Origin of the sequence: Bradyrhizobium sp. AUGA SZCCT0158 (genome assembly GCF_018130065.1) — a bacterium.
Classification (GTDB): Bacteria; Pseudomonadota; Alphaproteobacteria; order Rhizobiales; family Xanthobacteraceae; genus Bradyrhizobium.
In genome coordinates, this window is the sequence record NZ_JAFCME010000007.1 from 243,122 (window position 1) to 260,708 (window position 17,587).

Here is a 17,587-nt window from a genome sequence, read left to right on the forward strand (position 1 = left end):
CTGCGTTGGAAGGGGCAATTAGTTCTGCTGCGCGTACCGCATCAGATGGTAGGTGGGATCGCCAAACTGGATGTTGATGGAATTTATTCGCTTGAAGTAATGCCCGACGTTCAATTCGTCGCTCATGCCCATGCCGCCATGTAGCTGCACGGCCTGCTCTGCGACGAAGCGGGCGGCGTTGCCAACCTTCGACTTCGCGCCCGATGCCAGCTTCGATCCATTTGGCTCCCGGGCTGCAAGGCTGAGATTCAAATGCTGTGTGAGCGAAATCGACTCTTCGAGCGCGATGAACATGTCGACCATGCGGTGCTGCAACACCTGAAACGTCCCAATTGCCGCCCCGAATTGCTTGCGCGCTTTGCTGTACTCAAGCGACGCCGAATTCAGCACCGACATCGCCCCGACGGCTTCCGCGCAGAGTGCTGCGATAGCGCGGTCACGGCACACTTCGAGGGCGGCGACGCCCTCGCCTTCGGCACCAAGCAACTGGCTGCCCGGAACGTGGACGTCCATCAGCGTCAGTTCGGCGGCGCGCCGACCATCGACGGTTTTGAAGCTTTGTAAGTGGAGATTGGCAGAATGGCGATCAACGACGAACAGGCTTACGCCGGCACGGTCGCGGGGCCCACCGGACGTTCGCGCCGAGACGATTAGCTTGTCGGCCCACGGCGCACCAATCACCGCTGCCTTTGTTCCGCTCAGGACAAAGTTGTCCCCCTGACGTCGCGCCGTTGTCGTGACGTTGTCAAAATCGTAGCGTGATCGCCCTTCCGCCCAGGCCAGCGTCCATATGGCGCTGCCATCCATGATCTTCGGCAAGAACGCCTCGCGCTGCTCCGGCGAGCCGGCGTCTTCGATCAGGCCGCCTGCGAGAACAACGGTCTCAAGGTACGGTTCGACGACCAGGCTACGTCCGAACTCTTGCATCACGATCATGGTCGCAAGCGATCCGCCACCGAGACCACCTGAGCTTTCCCGAAACGGTGCGGCGCACAACCCAAGCTCGGCAAAGGCGCTCCAGTGCTTGCGGCTCCAGCCTTCATCCGTCGCAACAATTTTTCGACGCTCGTCGAAATCATACTGCTCCCGCAGGAAGCGTTGAATGCTGGAACGGAGCAATTCCTGTTCTTCCGTCAACTGGATATCCATCCGATGCCTCGTGCGATGTGGTCAGAGACCGAGAACTGCTTTCGCGATGATGTTGCGCTGGATTTCATTCGATCCCCCGTAGATACTGAGTTTTCGGGAGTTCAGATATTTCTCAGTCGCGGTGTGCCCGTAGTCCGGCCCCGGCATGAAGTGGTTGGCACTCACCGGGTGCTCGCGGATCGCCAGACCGTAGTTACCGATGGCCTGATGCGTCAGATCCGTGATGCGCTGGAATATTTCGGTGCCCCTGATCTTGAACAGCGACGCAGCCGGCCCCGGATCGATGCCACGCGACATCTGCGCGACGATTCGCAGTTCCGTTGCCTCCAACGCGAGTACATCCAGCTCGACGCGCGCGATTTCCTTGATGAATTCCCCGAAGGTCGGATCATCCTCGCCGACCTCGGTTCTCACGATGTGCTTGAGACGCCCCAGATAACGCGTCGACCGGCCGATCCCGGCCATGCTGGTACGCTCGTTGCCCAGCAGGAATTTTGCGTAAGTCCAACCCTTGTTTTCCTCGCCGATCAAATTTTCCGCGGGGACGCGCACGTCCTCAAGGAACACGTCATTCACTTCATGCGACCCGTCGATGGTGATGATCGGCCGCACGGTGACGCCGGGCGATTTCATGTCGATCAGCAGGAAGGAGATGCCGGCCTGAGGTTTTGCCGAAGGATTGGTCCGCACCAGGCAGAAGATCCAGTCGGCATGCTGGGCCAGCGTCGTCCAGGTCTTGTGGCCGTTGACGATGTAGTGATCGCCGTCGCGCACGGCCTTGGTGCGGACCGACGCGAGGTCGGAGCCGGATCCCGGCTCCGAATAACCTTGGCACCACCAATCTTCACCGGACAGGATGCGCGGCAGATACTTCTGTTTCTGCGCGTCGTTGCCGAACGTGTAGATGACCGGCCCGACCATGGTCACGCTGAACGCGAGTGGCGGCAGCGTCCCGGCACGTGACGTTTCCTGCTCGAAGATAAAGCGCTGCGTGATCGACCAGCCCGGCCCGCCATGCTCCTTGGGCCATAGCGGCGCGATCCATCCCTTCCGGTGGAGGATACGGTGCCAGAGCAGCATCTGCTCCTTGGAAAGGTCGGTTTCCGGATTGGGAACGCGCATTTCCGCGGGATAGTTCTCCGCGATGAAAGCGCGCACCTCGTCACGAAACGCAGCCTCCTCACTGGAAAGATTGAGTTCCATTGTGAGAGGCTCCCGCTACCACTTCTCGCCGAACGGGCGAATCTCCAGTTCAAAAGTCCAGGCGCTTTTTGGCTGCTGATAGAGCAGCCAGTAGGACTCCGCGACCGACGATGGTGGCATTAGAAGATCAGGATCATCCAGCGCGTTCGGTCCAAGTGCCTCGATCCGCCGCTGCCGCACCCACTCAGTGTCGACACCGGAGTCGATAATGAGATGCGCCACGTGGATGTTCTTTGGGCCCAACTCGCGCGCGGTCGCCTGTGCAACGGCCCGCAGGCCGAACTTCGCGCTGGCGAAGGCCGCATATCCCGTCCCACCGCGAAGGCTCGCTGTTGCGCCAGTAAAGAAGATATTGCCTTTACCACGGGGAAGCATCAGGCGGGCTGCCTCGCGGCCGGCGAGAAAGCCGGAATAGCAGGCCATTTCCCAGACCTTTCGGAATACGCGTTCGGTCGTATCCAGAATCGGATAGTTGACGTTGGCGCCGATGTTGAAGATGCAAACCTCAAGCGGTGCGTGCTTGTCTGCGTCGCCGAGGAAGGAAATGATTTCCTCCTCCTTGCGTGCGTCGAGCGAGCGCGCGTGAATTTCGCCGCCGGCCTTCTCGATCTCCTTGACCAGCGGTTCGAGCTTGGCGCCGTTGCGGCGCCCGGCGAACACCGTAAAGCCCTCCGAGGCGAACTTCTTTGCAATTTCACTGCCGATAAAGTCGCCAGCACCGATCACGGCCACGGTCGCGTTTCTCTTTTGCAAGGGTATTCTCCCGGTCAGGTTAGACATGTTGTCTGCGAGGTTCGGCGGTCTGCGCCGGAGGGGTCTCGCCACCTTGGCCACGCAAGGACTCCGCGAGCTTGTGCTTGAGTATCTTGCCGGTTGAGGTGGCCGGCAAAGCATCGAGGATGATGATCTTGGACGGCCGCTTGTATGAGGTGAGCTGAAATCGGATAAAGCCCATCAGATCCTCCGGCGTCGCCCGCGACCCTGGCAGCAGTTGCACGAACCCGACAATCTCTTCATTGCCGTCGACAGCACGGCCGACCACGGCGCATTGCACGACGTCCTTGTGTGAACTGAGGACCGCTTCGACCTCGGCGGGATAGACGTTGAAGCCCGAACGGATGATCATTTCCTTGGTGCGGCCGACAATGTACAGACAATCGCCGTCGAAACGCGCCAGATCGCCGGTGTTGAACCAGCCCTCGCTGTCGATTGCCTTGGCGGTCAACTCGGGGGCACGATAGTAGCCAAGCATCACGTTGCGCCCGCGGACATGCAGCTCTCCGACTTCACCTCTTGCGGTCGGAATTCCGTCCAGCGTTCTGACCCTCGCCTCTACTCCCGGCAGTACTGTGCCTACCGCCTGGTCGGCGCGTGGCGCATCGAAGCGCACGCCCGATATCCCCGGCGAACATTCGGTGATCCCGTAGCCGTTAAGCAGCGGAAGGCCGAACTCCTTTTCCACACGCAACTTCAGATTCAGATCGAGGGGCGCGCCAGCGACGCCGATCAGGCGTAATGAGCCTCGGGCGAGTTGCTCCACACCCGACACGCTCTTGTACTCCAGCAGCCGTTGATAGGTAGCCGGCACCCCATTGAGGATGGTAACGCCCTCCTCCGCAATCGCCCTGGCGGTCGCGGCAGGATCGTACTTGCTGACCATCCGCACCGTGCCGCCGGTCATCAATGTCATGATCAGGAGCGAGATGCCGACGATATGGGAGATCGGCAAGACGAGATAGATCTTGTCGTCTTCGTTCATTTTGCGAATATGCGCCGTGGTCTTTGCGCTGATCAGCAAGTTGTCATGGGAGAGCATCACGCCTTTCGGGGTCCCCGTCGTTCCCGAGGTGTAGATCAGCACTGCGACTTGTTTTACGGGATCGGCCTCCACCGGCTCGACGGTGGCGCTTTCGTTGAGCGGACCAACACCAACTTCCGGCAGTGGGCCTATTCGCTCGTTCTCGGCGCCATAGCGCGAAGCGTGAGCCGCGGCCTCCTTCGAAATGCCTGATGTGAAAAACATCCGGCGGGCGCCGCTATGGCCGCGGATCTGATCGAGTTCGCGTGCGGACAATCGCGGGTTGGCGACGATGGCCCAGGCATCGAGCCGGCTCGTCGCCAGCAGCAACGCGGCGAGCGCAATACAGTTTTCGCTGACAATGATCATCCGGTCGCCCGCTCTGATCCCCAGCGACAACAGGACACTGGCGATCTCGCTGACACGCTGATCCAGATCGCGGTAGCTCCAGGATGCCCCGTCTTCGACCAGCGCGATCCGGTCGGGGGCTTTGGCAACCTGTCTTGCCGTCACTTCATGGATGCGACGCGGCAAGCCGACAGCAATCTCCTTGAGATCGATCGCCTCTGAAAGCTCCGCCACGACTGACCTCCCCATCAACGATTGCCCGCTCGCGCAACGCGCGGATGCTTGGCCGAACCTACCGTTCTTTTTTAGAACTCGTCAATGATTAAATCATCGTCCGGGCTTTACGAGGTTCGAAGGGGCAACTAGGCTGCCCTATTATGATTGGATCATTGTTGAACGCCGTCCTTTACAGAGCGCCATCCGACCGTTACGATAAAAGTATCAAATAGGAACTCTGTGGGAGGAGCGGAATGACGGCGAACCGCGGCGTAGCGATACTTGTGGGCGCAGGCGATGCGATCGGGGCGGCGGTCGCGAGGCGTTTTGCCAAGGGCGGCTATACGGTTTGCATCTGCAGGCGTGATGCGTCCAAATCGCAGGGACTTGTGGCCGAGCTGAGGGAAGCTGGACATAACATTCACGCGTTCAGCGTCGACGCCCGTCAGGAAGCAGAGGTCCAGGGCATATTCGCGCGGATCGAAAAAGAGCTCGGACCGATCGAGGTCTGTCTCTACAATGCCGGTTCGAACGTCAACAAGCCTTTGCTGGACACCACAGAGAAGCTGTTCTTCAAGGCATGGGAACTGGCCTGCTATGGCGGCTTCCTGGTCGGGCGTGAGGCTGCGCGCGTCATGCTTCCGCGTGGACACGGCACCATCTTCTTTACGGGTGCGACGGCCAGCGTGCGCGGCGGCCAGGGGTTTGCGGCATTTTCATCAGCGAAGTTCGGACTTCGAGCCGTGGCCCAGGCGATGGCGCGCGAGTTGGGGCCGAAGAACATTCATGTCGTGCATCTCCTGATCGACGCTGGCGTCGACAGCGAGGCGATTCATCAGCGCATGAAAGCGGCGAAGGGGATCGAGGCAAGCGAAATTCCCCCAGATAGCCTGACAAAGACATCTTCCATTGCTGAGGCCTATTGGTTCACCCACCAGCAAAGCAGGGATGGCTGGACCCACGAACTCGACCTCCGTCCGTCCGTGGAGAAGTGGTAACATGAGCGCTACACCAAACCTGACCCTGTGGGGCGTTGGGACAAGCCGCACCATCCGTCCGCATTGGGCCATGCACGAGTTGGGCTTGGCTTACACGACAAAGCCGATCGGGCCGCGGACGGGCGAGACCAAGACCGCGGAATATACCAAGCTCAATCCGCGCCAGAAAATTCCGCTGCTTCAGGACGGCGACTTCTCCATCGGCGAGAGCGCCGCGATCGTTGCCTACTTGTCGCGAATGTACTCCACGACGGAGCGCTCGCTGATTCCTGAAACCACCCGTGAGTATGCCGCGTGGCTGGAATGGTGTTTCTTTATCGTCGCGGAGCTGGATTCAACCAGCCTTTACGTGATGCGCCGCCATCGGGCCGACGCGCTCGGTCCAATCTACGGTATTGCGCCCGAGGTCGTTGCCCAGGCCGGCGAGTATTTCCGCCAGCAGTTGCGCCATGTCGAAGTAGCACTTGCAGACGGCCGGCAATTCCTGATGGGCGACCGGTTTACCAGCGCCGACATCCTGCTCACGACCTGCCTTGAGTGGGCCGTCGCCTATGGCGTTGGCATTTGCGACAATGCGCAGCCCTATCTCGAACGCATCAAGAAACGGGAGGCCTTCCAGCGAGCCGTCGCGGCGAATGTCCCGATGGCACCAATCACGCCGGTGCCGGCGAAGGTTTAAAGACCGACCACCACCTCGCGCAGGGGTTCGAGGTTAGATCGCCACACGCACGCTACGCTCGGCGACCATCTTGTCGATGGCGCCGTCGTCGTAACCCAGCTCGCGCAACACGTCGCGGGAGTGCTCGCCGACGCGGGGAGCTGGCCCGCCAATCGCGGCCTCATTGATCTCAAAGCGGGCCGCCGGCTTCGGCTGCCGCACCCGTCCGACCTTCGGTTGATCGAACTCCGCGATGATGCCGCGCGCGATTACCTGTTCATTGTGAATGATTTCGCCTCGCCGCAGGATCGGCGCACAAGGCACGTCGGCAGCGTCCAGGCGCTCCAGCCATTCGGCAGTGGTGTGCTGGCCGATATACTCCGCCATCTTGTTGATGCGGGCCGTGGCATTGACCGAGCGCGCGCCCGGAGTCGCAAAGCGGGGATCCTTGGCAAGCTCGGGATCGCCGGAGGCCCGGCAAAAGCCCTGCCATTCGGAATCCGAAATGGTACCGGCCGTGATGTAGCCATCGCTGGTCTTGAACACGAGATCCGGCCGGTCGTTGGGATCTGCGGCGGTCGTCTCGGCTCCTACCACCGTGTATTGCATCATGCCCTCAGGCCACAGGTATGAAATCATCGCATCCAGCATTGCGACCTGAATATGATCGCCCTGCCCAGTCTTCTCGCGGGCGTAGAGCGCCGCTGCCACCGCCTGCGCGGTGAACACAGCGGTAGTCTTGTCGCATACGATCGTGCGGATCATCTGCGGACGGTTGGTTACCGGCTGCGACTGGATATCGGCAAACCCCGACAGCGCTTGAATGATCGGATCATAGACGCGCTTCTTCACATACGGGCCGGTCTCGCCGACGCCGCTGATCGAGACATAGATCAAGCGCGGATGGCGTTGGCGCAACTCATCGACGCCGAGACCGAGGCGCTCCATGGTGCCGGGGCGGAAATTCTGCACCAAGACATCCGCCTGCGCGACCAGCTTGGCGAGAACCTCTCGACCGGCCGCGCTCTTGACGTCGATCGACAGTGAGCGCTTGCCGCGGTTCGAAGAGATAAAAAGTGCGGAGAACTCGCCATCCTTATCGATGGTGGCGCGGCTGCGCCGCGTGATATCACCGCCAATCGGCTCGATCTTCAGGACGTCAGCGCCCTGATCCGCCAGAAACATGGTCGCGTAGGGACCGGACACCACGCCTGTCAAATCGAGGACTCGAACACCGCTAAGTGGGCCAGGCATGGGCATTCTCCCTGAGTTTACTTCGTTGTGGGGCCGACTGAATTTTCCCCATGCAAGCCCGGAACATCGGCCTGGCTCTGCAGGCCTCAATTCGCAACCTTAGGCCGTTTTCGAAACCAGCTGACTGGTTTGTTCGACGATCGACTCCTCGACGTCACGGAGCTGGTCCTTGCCGAAGAACATTTCCTTTCCGACGAAGAAAGTCGGTGAGCCGAATGCTCCACGGCCAACCGCGTCGGTCGTCCGATCGATCAACCCCTTCTTGACGTCATCCTGCTGCGCACGCGCAATCAATCGGTCGATATCGATGCCTGAGGAGATGAAGGCGTTCCGGAAGGTTTCGAGGTCATCCATCTTCTTGGGCTCTTCCCACATATGATGATAGGCCGCACGAAAATAGGGCTCAAACACGCCTTCAAACTGAGCCGCGACGGCGCCGCGCATCAGCATCAGCGTGTTGACCGGAAAGAAGGGATTCTGGCGAAACTTCGTGATGTTATGGCGGCGGATAAAGCGCTGGGTCTCAAGCGCCTGGTATTCCGGTTTGTTCTTGATTCCGCGAAGCGAGTCGAACGGCGACATGTTGCCGGTCCCCTTGAAGATGCCGCCGAGCAGAACCGGGACATATTCGAATTTCACGCCGGTGCGCCATTCAATTCCCGGCAGGACCAGTTCAGCGAGGTAAGCGTTCGGGCTGCCGAAATCGAACAGGAATTCAACTTTCAGGGGCATGTCAGTTCCTCCCGCAGAGCGCAGTGATGGTCAGGTTTGGTGATCGTCCAGCCGAACTCCGGCTACCATTCGGTCATACAGTTCTAAAATCGAACTGTCAAATCTGCGCTGAATTCTGCTGATTTTAACTGGTCGCGGGGTATTGTTTGGCATTTAGTACCTATCTAGAATGGAAGAGGCGGCTGCGGTTCCCGGGATTGATTCGAGGGGAACAGGCGCCTGCCGACCGGAGAGCAGGAATGAAATGGGATGAACTTGAGCAAGAGCCATGTTCGATGGCTCGAACCATCGGTGTGATCGGTGACCGTTGGACGCTTCTGATCCTCCGCGAATGCTTTCTGCGTACGCGCCGCTTCGAGGGTTTTCAGTCAGCGCTTGGAATCACGCGCCATTTGCTCGCAGAGCGGCTGAAAAAGCTGGTTCGGCAGGGCGTGCTGCGCCGCGTTCCATACCAGGAGTCACCTAAGCGCCATGAGTATATCCTGACGCAGAAGGGTCTCGACCTCTATCCGATCATGATGGCGCTCGTCCATTGGGGCGACACCCACATGGTCGACGAACGCGGGCGGCCGTTGCTGCATCAGCACCGCAAATGCGGCAAGAACTTCGATCCGGTCATGGTGTGCTCCGAATGCGGAGAGCCGCTTTTGGCCAAGGAGGTACACACCCACCCCGGCCCCGGGGCCCGCGCCCCTTCAGAACGGATTTCTCGCGACAAGCCCGCAAAGCCAAAGACCCGCAAACAAGCGGCGTGATTGCCCGTCAGGGCGCTCACGCTCAAATCACTATCACGTCTTCGCTTGGCGGCTCTGCATACAGCCTTTCGACGCACCACGATCGGTGGCTCAACACGGCCCGCTGATTGACGTAGGCCTTGTCGGTGATCTCGCCTGCCGCCATCGACGGCGGATCCTTGAGCAGTGAGAACGAACAAATTCTTTCGCTGCTTCCGACGGTTTCATTGTATTCCCGAAAACGGTCTTTCAGGAATTGAACTACGAGAGGGTCGCAGGTCAAATCGGACGTCTTCGAGATTCGCGCTGCCTCGGCCGGATTCAACCAGCAGAGCAGCGCGCACGATTCACGATTTTCTCCCGCGACGACAAGGTCCAGCAATACGCCCCGGGTTGCAGCCAGAATTGCCGCTCGCATATTCCCGATCGAGACCCACGTACCGTTCGCGAGTTTGAAGTTCTCGGAAATTCTGCCTGTAAAGCGCAACCCAAGCTCCGGCTTCTGAGGATCCAGAAACGAGACGGTATCGCCGATGCGATAGAATCCTTCCTCATCGAAGGCCAGTTCCGTCAAATCCGGCCTTCCGAGATAACCTGACGTAACGTTGGGTCCCTTGACCCTCGCCTCGTACGTATCGGAAACAGGGATCAGTTTTAGCTGCAGACCCGGCGCGGGAAGACCGATCTCTCCCGGCTGGTCGGTCGCCCAATGGGTCGTACTGATTGTCGGGGCCGTTTCGGTGGTGCCGTAGCCCGACATGACCGGAATTCGCCGGCCAGTGATCGACGATGTCAGCCGATAGAGTTTCTCAAGCGTGGCCTGCGAGATGGCAGCCCCGGCATAGCTCAATCTATCGATCCGCTTGAATACGCTGGCGCCAAGTTCGAGGTCGTTCTCGATAGCATCACATAGGAGATTGTAGCCCGCAGGTACGTTGAACATGGCGGTGGGCGAAATCTCCCTGAGATTCGCGACCGTCTTGTGGAAGAGCTGAGGCAGCGGCCGGCCATCGTCGATGTAGAGCGTACCGCCATTCTTGAGAATGCCGTGAAGGATGACGTTGCTGCCCATCGTATGGTGCCATGGCAGCCACTCGACCTGCACCGGCGCGTCCGGAGGAGACACCAGCCGACTCCCCATTTGCAAGGAGCTCGCCATCATGCGGTGAGTGTTGAGCACGCCTTTGGGAAAACCTGTCGAACCGGATGTGAAGAGAATCTTTGCGACAGCGTCGCAAGAAACCGCCTGTGATGCATCCGCGAATTCTTTGCTCCCCGTTCGGGATTTCAGCGCACCGAAAGGCACGGTATCCGGCGCCCCATCGACACTGATCCAGGTCGATGCTGCCAGTTCGGGAATAGAACGTCCCGCGGAAAAGTCGCGCGCGCTCTGAACAAAAACAAATTTCGGGCGCAGCGCGTCCGCTATATCCTTGAGCCGAGCCAGGCCGCCGGGCATCAGCGTGTAGTTTGGGGATATCGGCGCCAGAACTACCCCTATCGACATCGCGGCAAACGAGATCACCGCGTTCTCGATCGAGTTTCCTGAAAGTATCGCCAGCTTGTCGGCCGGCTTTGCGCCCATGTCGATCAAGCTTTGGCCAACCGCCTGAACCTGCGACCATGCCTCGCGATAGGTGATCTCGTCCCATCCCCCTTCCGCATTGCGTTGCGCAAGAAAAATTCTATCGGGAACAGAATTTGCCCAGTTCGGAAGAAAATCCGTTATACGCCAGTCGCACTTTCCTAACTCAAGTGGCGAGCTCAATATGAGCGTGCCGTCGGTTCGACGCTCTATGGAAAGCTCCCTTGGCGCGAACGTCAGTGGCTTCGTCGACATCGAAACAATCTCCTGAACCGCTGTGATGGTCGACAAGCGCGCGGGGCACGATTCGTCGCTTCTGATGCCATGTCCGCTGGACCTACCTGCCTGGATCGCGCGAACGATCAATCGAGCTTTCGGGCCAGACCAGCCGGCGGTTGGCAACCAGCCCGCCAACTGCCGCCCCCGTCGCCTCGCCCAGTGAATTCACTCGGACTTGGCATCCAGCACTTCCCCGAAGCCTTCCCAACTAGTACCGGTCCATCGCTGCAGTCGCATCTGTGTCCAGATCATGTTCACCGTGTCGGTGGTGTTGACCTTGACGCCAGGCAGCACAGTCGGCACCACGAAATCCCTGAGGTTCTTGGCCTGCGCGAGAATATTCTTGCGGGACAGATCATTGCCGCATTGCTTTAGAATCTGCTCGAGCAGGACGCCTTGCTGGTAGCCGGTCAGGTAACTGCCATTGGTGATATCGACGCCCGGCAAATACTTGTCCAGAAATGCCCGGTAGGTCTGCATGCCCGGATCATCCTTCCATGTCGGATCCAGGATATCCTTGTTGGTCGTGCCGACGATCACGCCGACCGATTTGTCGAGACCGGCGGGAGCGAGCGTGCCTCCGACAGAGCCGGATGGGAAATTGATGATGACGGTCGCCTTCCAGCCGATCACCGACGCCTGCCGGATGGCCTGAGCGGCGAACTTCGGTGTGCCGGCGATCACGAGGGCATCCGCACCGGAGCTCTTCAGATTGACCACCTGTGAATCAACCGTCGGTTCGGTGACCTCATAGGAAGCGGTCACGACCTTTCGGTCGAAATCCTTTCCGAGAAACGCCTTGAAGGCGCTGACATAGTCTTTGCCGAGATCGTCGTTCTGATAGAGGATGGCATACTTGGCGTTTGGCAATGTCTTCGTCAGATATTTGGCGTAGATCTTTCCTTCGGTGTCATAGCTGACAAGACCTGTCGTGGTCAGGGGATGACTGGCGACATCCGTGAACTTGGAGGACCCGCTGATAATTGCGACACTGGGCACTCCTTTCGACCGCAGGTATTTGGCCGTAGCCGAGATACCGGGAGTGCCGAGTTGGCCGAACATGAACGACACTTCGTCGCTCTCAACGAGTTTGCGGACATGCTCCACGGCTTTGGGAGGGCTGTAAGCATCGTCATACGCGATGTAATTGATCTTGCGTCCGTTGATGCCGCCGCGATCGTTGACCGACTGAATATAGGCGATAACCCCCTTGCCCACGAGACCGATCGATGATGCCGGTCCGCTGAAGGGAAAGACGCCGCCGATCTTGATCTCGGTAGCAGAGATTCCCGGCTCGTCCGCCGCGAATGCAGGCCCGCTCAGCAGTAAAGCCAGAGCCGCCACAGCCTTCCATTTCGTCAACATTGATCATCCTCCCAAGCGCGCACCCTTCGGGGTAAGTCGCTCGCGCCATCTTATAGTTCTATTTTAGAACTCGTCAAGCATCTCCGTTGTCGCCCGCCGGTCAGCCAGCCAGCGACGAGCCTCGCGGCGCGAGCGGAAACGAGTTCAACCGTCACAGCAATTCGGCCCTAGAAGGCGATTAGGTCGTGGGGGCCACGCGCGCTCGCGCGCTGAATACAAGCAAAGAGAGAAAGGCGCGCGTTGCTTGTTCCAGCGCCAGCTTATCAATTCCATTATAAAACTAACGTTGATGTGTTTGGAGACAAGAAGCAGCTCGATCTAGAGGATCGCCTGTGAGCAGTAAGATGGCGCAGCTGGCTTGCATATGATCAAAGCGACCCCGCGGGTGAGAGCTTGAAGTATCTCCTCCGACAAGAGCGCCCTACTCGGCAGCCATTGCGGTTCGCAATTCCGATTCCTCCGTCGAACCCTCATGGATCTCATTTGCAGTCGGCTTGATCCGAAACCACGCGGCATAAAGCGCAGGAAGGAACAGCAGGATCAGAACCGTGCCGACCGCCGTGCCGCCGATCAGCGTATAGGCCATCGACCCCCAGAAGACGGAATGCGTGAGGGGAATGAAGGCCAGCACGGCGGCAAGTGCGGTCAGGATCACGGGCCTCGTACGTTGCACCGTGGCCTCGATGACCGCGTGATAGTCATCAAGGCCGGCAGCCCGGTTCTCCTTGATTTGTTCGGTCAGGATGAGGGTATTGCGCATCAGGATGCCCGCCAGTCCTATCAGGCCCAGAATGGCATTGAATCCGAAGGGCTGATTAAAGGTGAGCAGCATCGGTACGACGCCGACGAGGCCAAGCGGTGCCGTCAGCATGACCATCGCCATCGTCGAGAAGGATCGCACCTGAAGCATGGTGACGATCAGCATGGCGGCGATCATGGCGGGAAAGACCGTCGCCAACGCGTCATTGGCCTTGGTCGCCTCTTCGATCGATCCGCCCAATTCGATGCGATATCCGGCCGGAAGGGATGCGATCAGCGGCTCAAGGGCCGTCTTGATCTCCTTAGAGACCTCTGGAGGCTGGGTCGCCTCGTTGATGTCCGAGCGAATCGTGACGACGGGTGTGCGATCGCGGCGTTTCATAATCGGCTCTTCGAGACGGACCTGAGCATGGCCGATCTGGTCGAGCGGAATCGGGCGGCCGTCCCGGCTCATCAGTGAGAAATTCGCCAGACGCGTTGGATCCAGCCGCTCGCCACCGGCGCTGCGTGCCACGATGGGGACATTGCGAATGTCCTCGCGGACCTGCGTAACAGCGATGCCAGTGAGGAGGAGCTGCAGCTGCCGGCCCACCTCCGCCGAGGAGAGGCCGATGAGGTTCAGTCGATCCTGATCCGGGATGAAGCGGAGCACAGGTGTGCGATTACCCCAATCGCGGTTCGCTTGCCGCACATCGGGAACGCCACGCATGACATCGAGAGCTTTGTCAGAGATGGCGTATAATTGCGCGGGGTCAGGCCCCATGACGCGAAACTCGACCGGGAACGGCGTGTAGGGTCCGAACACAAGCTGAGTGACGCGCACGCGAGCCTCAGGCGCAAGCCCATCTGACACCGCCTGTCGGAGCCGATGCTTCAAAGCCTCGCGCGCGTCCGCGTCCGGTGTAAGCACGACGATCTTGGCGAAGGCCGGATCAGGCAGCTCAGGCGCCATCGCGAAGAAGAACCGGGGAGCGCCCTGCCGACATAGCTCGTGACGATCTTAGCCTCCGACTGGTGGTCCAGCCAGTGCTCGAGCTTTTCGACTGCGGCGGTCGTCGTCTCAATGCTGGTGCCTTCTGGTAAACGAACCTCCACCAGCACCTCGGGGCGGTCGGACGTCGGGAAGAACTGCTGTTTGATGGCGCCCATGCCGACGCCGGAAAGCGCGAAAGCGATAGCGACGATGCTGCAGGTAACGAACTTGTGGCGCACCGCGAAGGTGATGATCCCTCGCAGGCGTCGATAGTTCGGTGTGCCGTAGATCGCGTGGTGACCGCCTTCGATCGGTTTGATCGTCGGAAGCATCTTGACGCCAAGATAGGGCGTGAAGACCACCGCGACGATCCAGGAGACAATGAGGGCGAACCCCACGACCCAAAAGATGTTGCCGGCGTATTCGCCTGCCGTCGAGCGCGCGAAGCCGACCGGGAGGAATCCGGCGACCGTCACGAGTGTACCGGACAGCATCGGCGCCGCAGTGTGGCTCCACGCATAGGCCGCCGCCTTGATGCGGTCCATGCCCTCTTCCATTTTCACCACCATCACCTCGATGGCGATGATGGCGTCGTCCACGAGAAGACCAAGCGCCAGGATCAGGGCGCCGAGCGTGATGCGGTCGAAGAACCGGCCGGTTTCCAGCATGATGAGAAACACGACGGCAAGCGTCAGAGGGACGACAGCCGCCACGACGATGCCGACGCGCCAGCCGAGGCTGAGCAGGCACACCAGCAGCACCACGCCGAGCGCCATCGCGAATTTCATCATGAATTCGTCAACCGCCGAGGCGATGTTGACGGCCTGGTCGCTGACCTTGGCTAGATTCATCCCGAGTGGCAGCGTCCGAGCGATAGCTGCGGACCTCTGCTCAAGCGCCTTGCCGAGCGCGAGGCCATCCCAGCCCTCCTGCATAACCGCCGCGAGCATGATGGAGGGCTCACCCTGGTGTCGAATAAGGTAGGTGGGAGGGTCCTCGTAGCCGCGGCGGACATCGGCGATGTCGGCGAGCTTCAGCGTCCGCCCCGCAGCGACGATGGGGGTGTCGGCGATCGCCTGGACGCTGTCATAAGCGCCGTCGACCCGGATGAAAACCTGCGGCCCCTTGGTGTCGATTGAGCCTGCGGGTGTGACGACGTTCTGCCGCTGCAAGGCGGCAACGATATCCTGTGCCGATACGCCGAGGGTTGCCAGTTTGGCGTAGGAAAACTCGATGAATATCTGTTGGGGACGTTCGCCGAGGATGTTGATCTTCTTGACGCCGGAGACGTGCAGGAGGTCCTGGCGAATGGTTTCGGCTTGCCTGGCGAGTTCCCGCATCGGCATGCCCTTCGCCTTGAGGGCATAAAGGGCGAAGCTCACGTCCGAATATTCGTCGTTGACGAAGGGGCCGAGCACACCGGACGGCAGCTTGCGCGCTTCATCCCCAAGCTTCTTGCGGGCCTGGTAGAACTCCTCCTGCACGCTGGATGGCGGTGTGCTGTCCTTCAGCGTAACCGTCATGTACGCGTAGCCTGGCCGTGTGGTTGTCTCCACCCGGTCGTACCACGTCAGTTCCTGAAGCCGCTTTTCCAAGGGTTCGGCGACCTGGTCCTGCATCTCGCGCGCCGTCGCGCCTGGCCATACCGTCGTGACCGTCAACGTCTTGATGGTGAAGGAGGGGTCCTCCGCCCGCCCGAGCATGAAGAAGGCATAGACGCCTGCGGCCGCCATCAGGAGGATGAAAAACAGGGTTACGGCCCGTTCTCGAACGGCGATCGCGGAAAGATTGAAATTCAGCATTTGCCGACTCCTATTCCTCGACGTCCTGACGTTCGCCGTCTTGCGGCAGGTGGGGCGCCGAGTGAACCGCGCTAACCCAAAAAGCGCGGGCCTCTGACTGCGCTTCTGCTAACTTACAATGGGTTCGGCGACAGCTTCTTTGAGACCAGCTGCCGCTTGGGCAGCAAGCCCACGGGCCGCTTCCTGTGAATCCTGAAATTCCTCGAGTGCATGGACCCTACCCCACCGCAGGGTGAACACGTGGAGACCACGGTTGACGTACGACGCGTTGCCGTGTGGCAGCGTTGCGGTGCCGTCCCACTGGACAAACACGGTGGTATTCCACGGCCAGCCCTTCACCCAGATGTTGTTGACTGTGAGATGGAGATTGGGAAGGACGCGTCCGAGGCGCTCAAACCAGCGGCGCATGGCTTTCTTGTCGTTGCGCTCACCACCAAGCGCGTGGGCGCCGGAAACGCGGTGATGGACATCCGGCGCGACTGCTTTCACCGCTTCATCCCAGCGGTGGTTGTTGACGTGGTCGAAGGTCTTTCGGATTTCGTTCTTGACAATGTAACCGTATAGCATTGTTGGTCTCCGACGGTGATCGCGGAAAGATTGAAGCTCATCAGTTGGACGCAGTCCTAACGCGAGCGCCCTCCTGCAGGAGGTGAGCGCCGAGAGAAACAATCGGATCACCAGAACTCAATCCAGAGACCACCGCGCTTTCGCCGCTCAGCCGAACAAGTTTGATGGTCTGAAAGCGGACGGTTGATGTGGCGCTGTCCAGGACCCAAACACCCGTCTTCCGGCCGTCGTCGAGCACGGCTCCCAGCGGCACCTGAACTTCCGGCTGGCTGGCCTGGCTTGCCAGTCGAATGGTCACCGTCGCGCCAAGAGAGGCTGCCGCAGCCTCACCGTCGAGCACATACCGGGCCTCATAGGTGCGGGTCTGAGCATCGGCGGCATCCGACAACTGCCGCAGATGCGCCATATCGCGCCGCCCGTCGGCCCCATACACGCTGGCCTCCGCCACGGAGCCGATCGCTGGCCGGATTGTTTCGGGAAGCGCAACCACCGCTTCGCGGGGGCCGGCCTTCGCGATCCGAACGACTGTCTGGCCGGCGGAGACGACCTGCCCGGGCTCGCCAAGCGTATCGACCACCGTTCCGTCCGCGTCCGCTACCAGGATCGAGTAGGTCGCCTCATTCTCGGAGACGCGCGCATCGGCTTCAGCGGTGGCCAGTTGGGCCGCGGCGGTATCCAACGCGGCCTTCGCTTGCTCGTAGCGCTGTCGGGAAGCCCATCCGCTGCTCACCAACCTGGCGTATCGCTGTTCATCCGCTTCGGTCTGAACGAAAGATGCGCGCGCTGCGGCAACGGCGTTGCGCTTCGCCGTGACCGCAAGGCGAAGGTCGGTTTCGTCGATCCGCATCAGCGGTTGACCGGCCTTAACTTGCTCACCGGCATTCACGAGCCGTTCCACGATCTTGCCGGCAACGCGAAAACCGAGGTTGCTCTGCACCCTCGCCGCTATGATGCCCGTGAAGCCGCGTTCGGATCCGGTCACCCGTGCTGCCGTCACCAATCTGACGATCGGTGGGTCCTGCCTCGGGTCGCTCACGGCAGAGGCTGCGTGCGTACGGATGGAAAGCGTAACGAATCCGGCGACCCCGAACACCGCGATCAGGATGCTTCCCAGCACGATAATGGGTCCTTTTTTCATGGCACAGCCTCACCAATATAGATTGCACT

General features: G+C 60.1%; 13 protein-coding genes and 1 pseudogene. 3 read left to right on the top strand and 11 right to left on the bottom strand.

All coding sequences use genetic code 11. The features are described from left to right. Positions 1 to 18: 18 nt before the first annotated feature. The 4 genes from JQ574_RS12815 to JQ574_RS12830 are packed head-to-tail and all read right to left on the bottom strand — an operon-like array spanning position 19 to position 4,732. Complete coding sequence (locus tag JQ574_RS12815; RefSeq protein ID WP_212209043.1) at positions 19 to 1,149, bottom strand: acyl-CoA dehydrogenase family protein; 1,131 nt, start codon at positions 1,147 to 1,149, stop codon at positions 19 to 21. Positions 1,150 to 1,170: 21 nt separating this feature from the next. Then, positions 1,171 to 2,352, bottom strand: coding sequence for an acyl-CoA dehydrogenase family protein (locus JQ574_RS12820; protein ID WP_212209042.1), 1,182 nt, complete (start codon positions 2,350 to 2,352; stop codon positions 1,171 to 1,173). A gap of 15 nt (positions 2,353 to 2,367) precedes the next feature. After that, positions 2,368 to 3,105, bottom strand: coding sequence for an SDR family oxidoreductase (locus JQ574_RS12825; RefSeq protein ID WP_192735242.1), 738 nt, complete (start codon positions 3,103 to 3,105; stop codon positions 2,368 to 2,370). A 19-nt stretch (positions 3,106 to 3,124) separates the two neighbouring features. Continuing rightward, positions 3,125 to 4,732, bottom strand: coding sequence for an AMP-binding protein (locus JQ574_RS12830; RefSeq protein WP_312014588.1), 1,608 nt, complete (start codon positions 4,730 to 4,732; stop codon positions 3,125 to 3,127). Positions 4,733 to 4,968: 236 nt separating this feature from the next. Here JQ574_RS12830 and JQ574_RS12835 point away from each other — a divergent pair, with 236 nt between their 5' ends. Together JQ574_RS12835 and JQ574_RS12840 are read left to right on the top strand one after the other, a co-directional pair. Next, a complete protein-coding gene (locus JQ574_RS12835; protein WP_212209040.1) occupies positions 4,969 to 5,712 on the top strand; it encodes an SDR family NAD(P)-dependent oxidoreductase in 744 nt (247 codons plus the stop codon). A gap of 1 nt (position 5,713) precedes the next feature. Further along, a complete protein-coding gene (locus JQ574_RS12840) occupies positions 5,714 to 6,391 on the top strand; it encodes a glutathione S-transferase family protein (protein WP_212209039.1) in 678 nt (225 codons plus the stop codon). A gap of 33 nt (positions 6,392 to 6,424) precedes the next feature. Here the strand turns inward: JQ574_RS12840 and JQ574_RS12845 are convergent, their stop codons facing one another. Beyond that, positions 6,425 to 7,624: a CaiB/BaiF CoA-transferase family protein gene (locus tag JQ574_RS12845; RefSeq protein WP_212209038.1), complete on the bottom strand. Its 1,200-nt coding sequence runs from the start codon at positions 7,622 to 7,624 to the stop codon at positions 6,425 to 6,427. 99 nt (positions 7,625 to 7,723) lie between these two features. Next, entirely contained in the window at positions 7,724 to 8,356 is a 633-nt protein-coding gene (locus tag JQ574_RS12850; protein ID WP_212209037.1) for a 2-hydroxychromene-2-carboxylate isomerase, read from the bottom strand. A 239-nt stretch (positions 8,357 to 8,595) separates the two neighbouring features. Between JQ574_RS12850 and JQ574_RS12855 the strand changes: the two genes are divergently transcribed. After that, a complete protein-coding gene (locus JQ574_RS12855; protein WP_212209036.1) occupies positions 8,596 to 9,111 on the top strand; it encodes a helix-turn-helix domain-containing protein in 516 nt (171 codons plus the stop codon). 22 nt (positions 9,112 to 9,133) lie between these two features. Here JQ574_RS12855 and JQ574_RS12860 read toward each other — a convergent pair whose 3' ends face one another. The 5 genes and pseudogenes from JQ574_RS12860 to JQ574_RS12880 form a co-directional block, all read right to left on the bottom strand. Continuing rightward, positions 9,134 to 10,966: an AMP-binding protein gene (locus JQ574_RS12860; protein WP_283813716.1), complete on the bottom strand. Its 1,833-nt coding sequence runs from the start codon at positions 10,964 to 10,966 to the stop codon at positions 9,134 to 9,136. A gap of 153 nt (positions 10,967 to 11,119) precedes the next feature. After that, complete coding sequence (locus JQ574_RS12865; RefSeq protein WP_212209034.1) at positions 11,120 to 12,319, bottom strand: ABC transporter substrate-binding protein; 1,200 nt, start codon at positions 12,317 to 12,319, stop codon at positions 11,120 to 11,122. 421 nt (positions 12,320 to 12,740) lie between these two features. Continuing rightward, positions 12,741 to 15,850: pseudogene (locus JQ574_RS12870) on the bottom strand (efflux RND transporter permease subunit). 111 nt (positions 15,851 to 15,961) lie between these two features. Continuing rightward, complete coding sequence (locus tag JQ574_RS12875; protein ID WP_212209033.1) at positions 15,962 to 16,420, bottom strand: nuclear transport factor 2 family protein; 459 nt, start codon at positions 16,418 to 16,420, stop codon at positions 15,962 to 15,964. Positions 16,421 to 16,460: 40 nt separating this feature from the next. Next, the gene (locus JQ574_RS12880; protein WP_212209032.1) at positions 16,461 to 17,558 is read right to left on the bottom strand and encodes an efflux RND transporter periplasmic adaptor subunit; all 1,098 of its coding nucleotides are present in this window, start codon (positions 17,556 to 17,558) and stop codon (positions 16,461 to 16,463) included. Positions 17,559 to 17,587: the final 29 nt, after the last annotated feature.

What these genes read in the sequence shown, in the direction of transcription:
- JQ574_RS12845 (WP_212209038.1), bottom strand. Translation starts at nt 7,624, where the DNA reads ATGCCTGGCCCACTTAGCGGTGTTCGAGTCCTCGATTTGACAGGCGTG.
- JQ574_RS12880 (WP_212209032.1), bottom strand. Translation starts at nt 17,558, where the DNA reads ATGAAAAAAGGACCCATTATCGTGCTGGGAAGCATCCTGATCGCGGTG.
- JQ574_RS12815 (WP_212209043.1), bottom strand. Translation starts at nt 1,149, where the DNA reads ATGGATATCCAGTTGACGGAAGAACAGGAATTGCTCCGTTCCAGCATT.
- JQ574_RS12820 (WP_212209042.1), bottom strand. Translation starts at nt 2,352, where the DNA reads ATGGAACTCAATCTTTCCAGTGAGGAGGCTGCGTTTCGTGACGAGGTG.
- JQ574_RS12835 (WP_212209040.1), top strand. Translation starts at nt 4,969, where the DNA reads ATGACGGCGAACCGCGGCGTAGCGATACTTGTGGGCGCAGGCGATGCG.
- JQ574_RS12850 (WP_212209037.1), bottom strand. Translation starts at nt 8,356, where the DNA reads ATGCCCCTGAAAGTTGAATTCCTGTTCGATTTCGGCAGCCCGAACGCT.
- JQ574_RS12840 (WP_212209039.1), top strand. Translation starts at nt 5,714, where the DNA reads ATGAGCGCTACACCAAACCTGACCCTGTGGGGCGTTGGGACAAGCCGC.
- JQ574_RS12855 (WP_212209036.1), top strand. Translation starts at nt 8,596, where the DNA reads ATGAAATGGGATGAACTTGAGCAAGAGCCATGTTCGATGGCTCGAACC.
- JQ574_RS12875 (WP_212209033.1), bottom strand. Translation starts at nt 16,420, where the DNA reads ATGCTATACGGTTACATTGTCAAGAACGAAATCCGAAAGACCTTCGAC.
- JQ574_RS12865 (WP_212209034.1), bottom strand. Translation starts at nt 12,319, where the DNA reads ATGTTGACGAAATGGAAGGCTGTGGCGGCTCTGGCTTTACTGCTGAGC.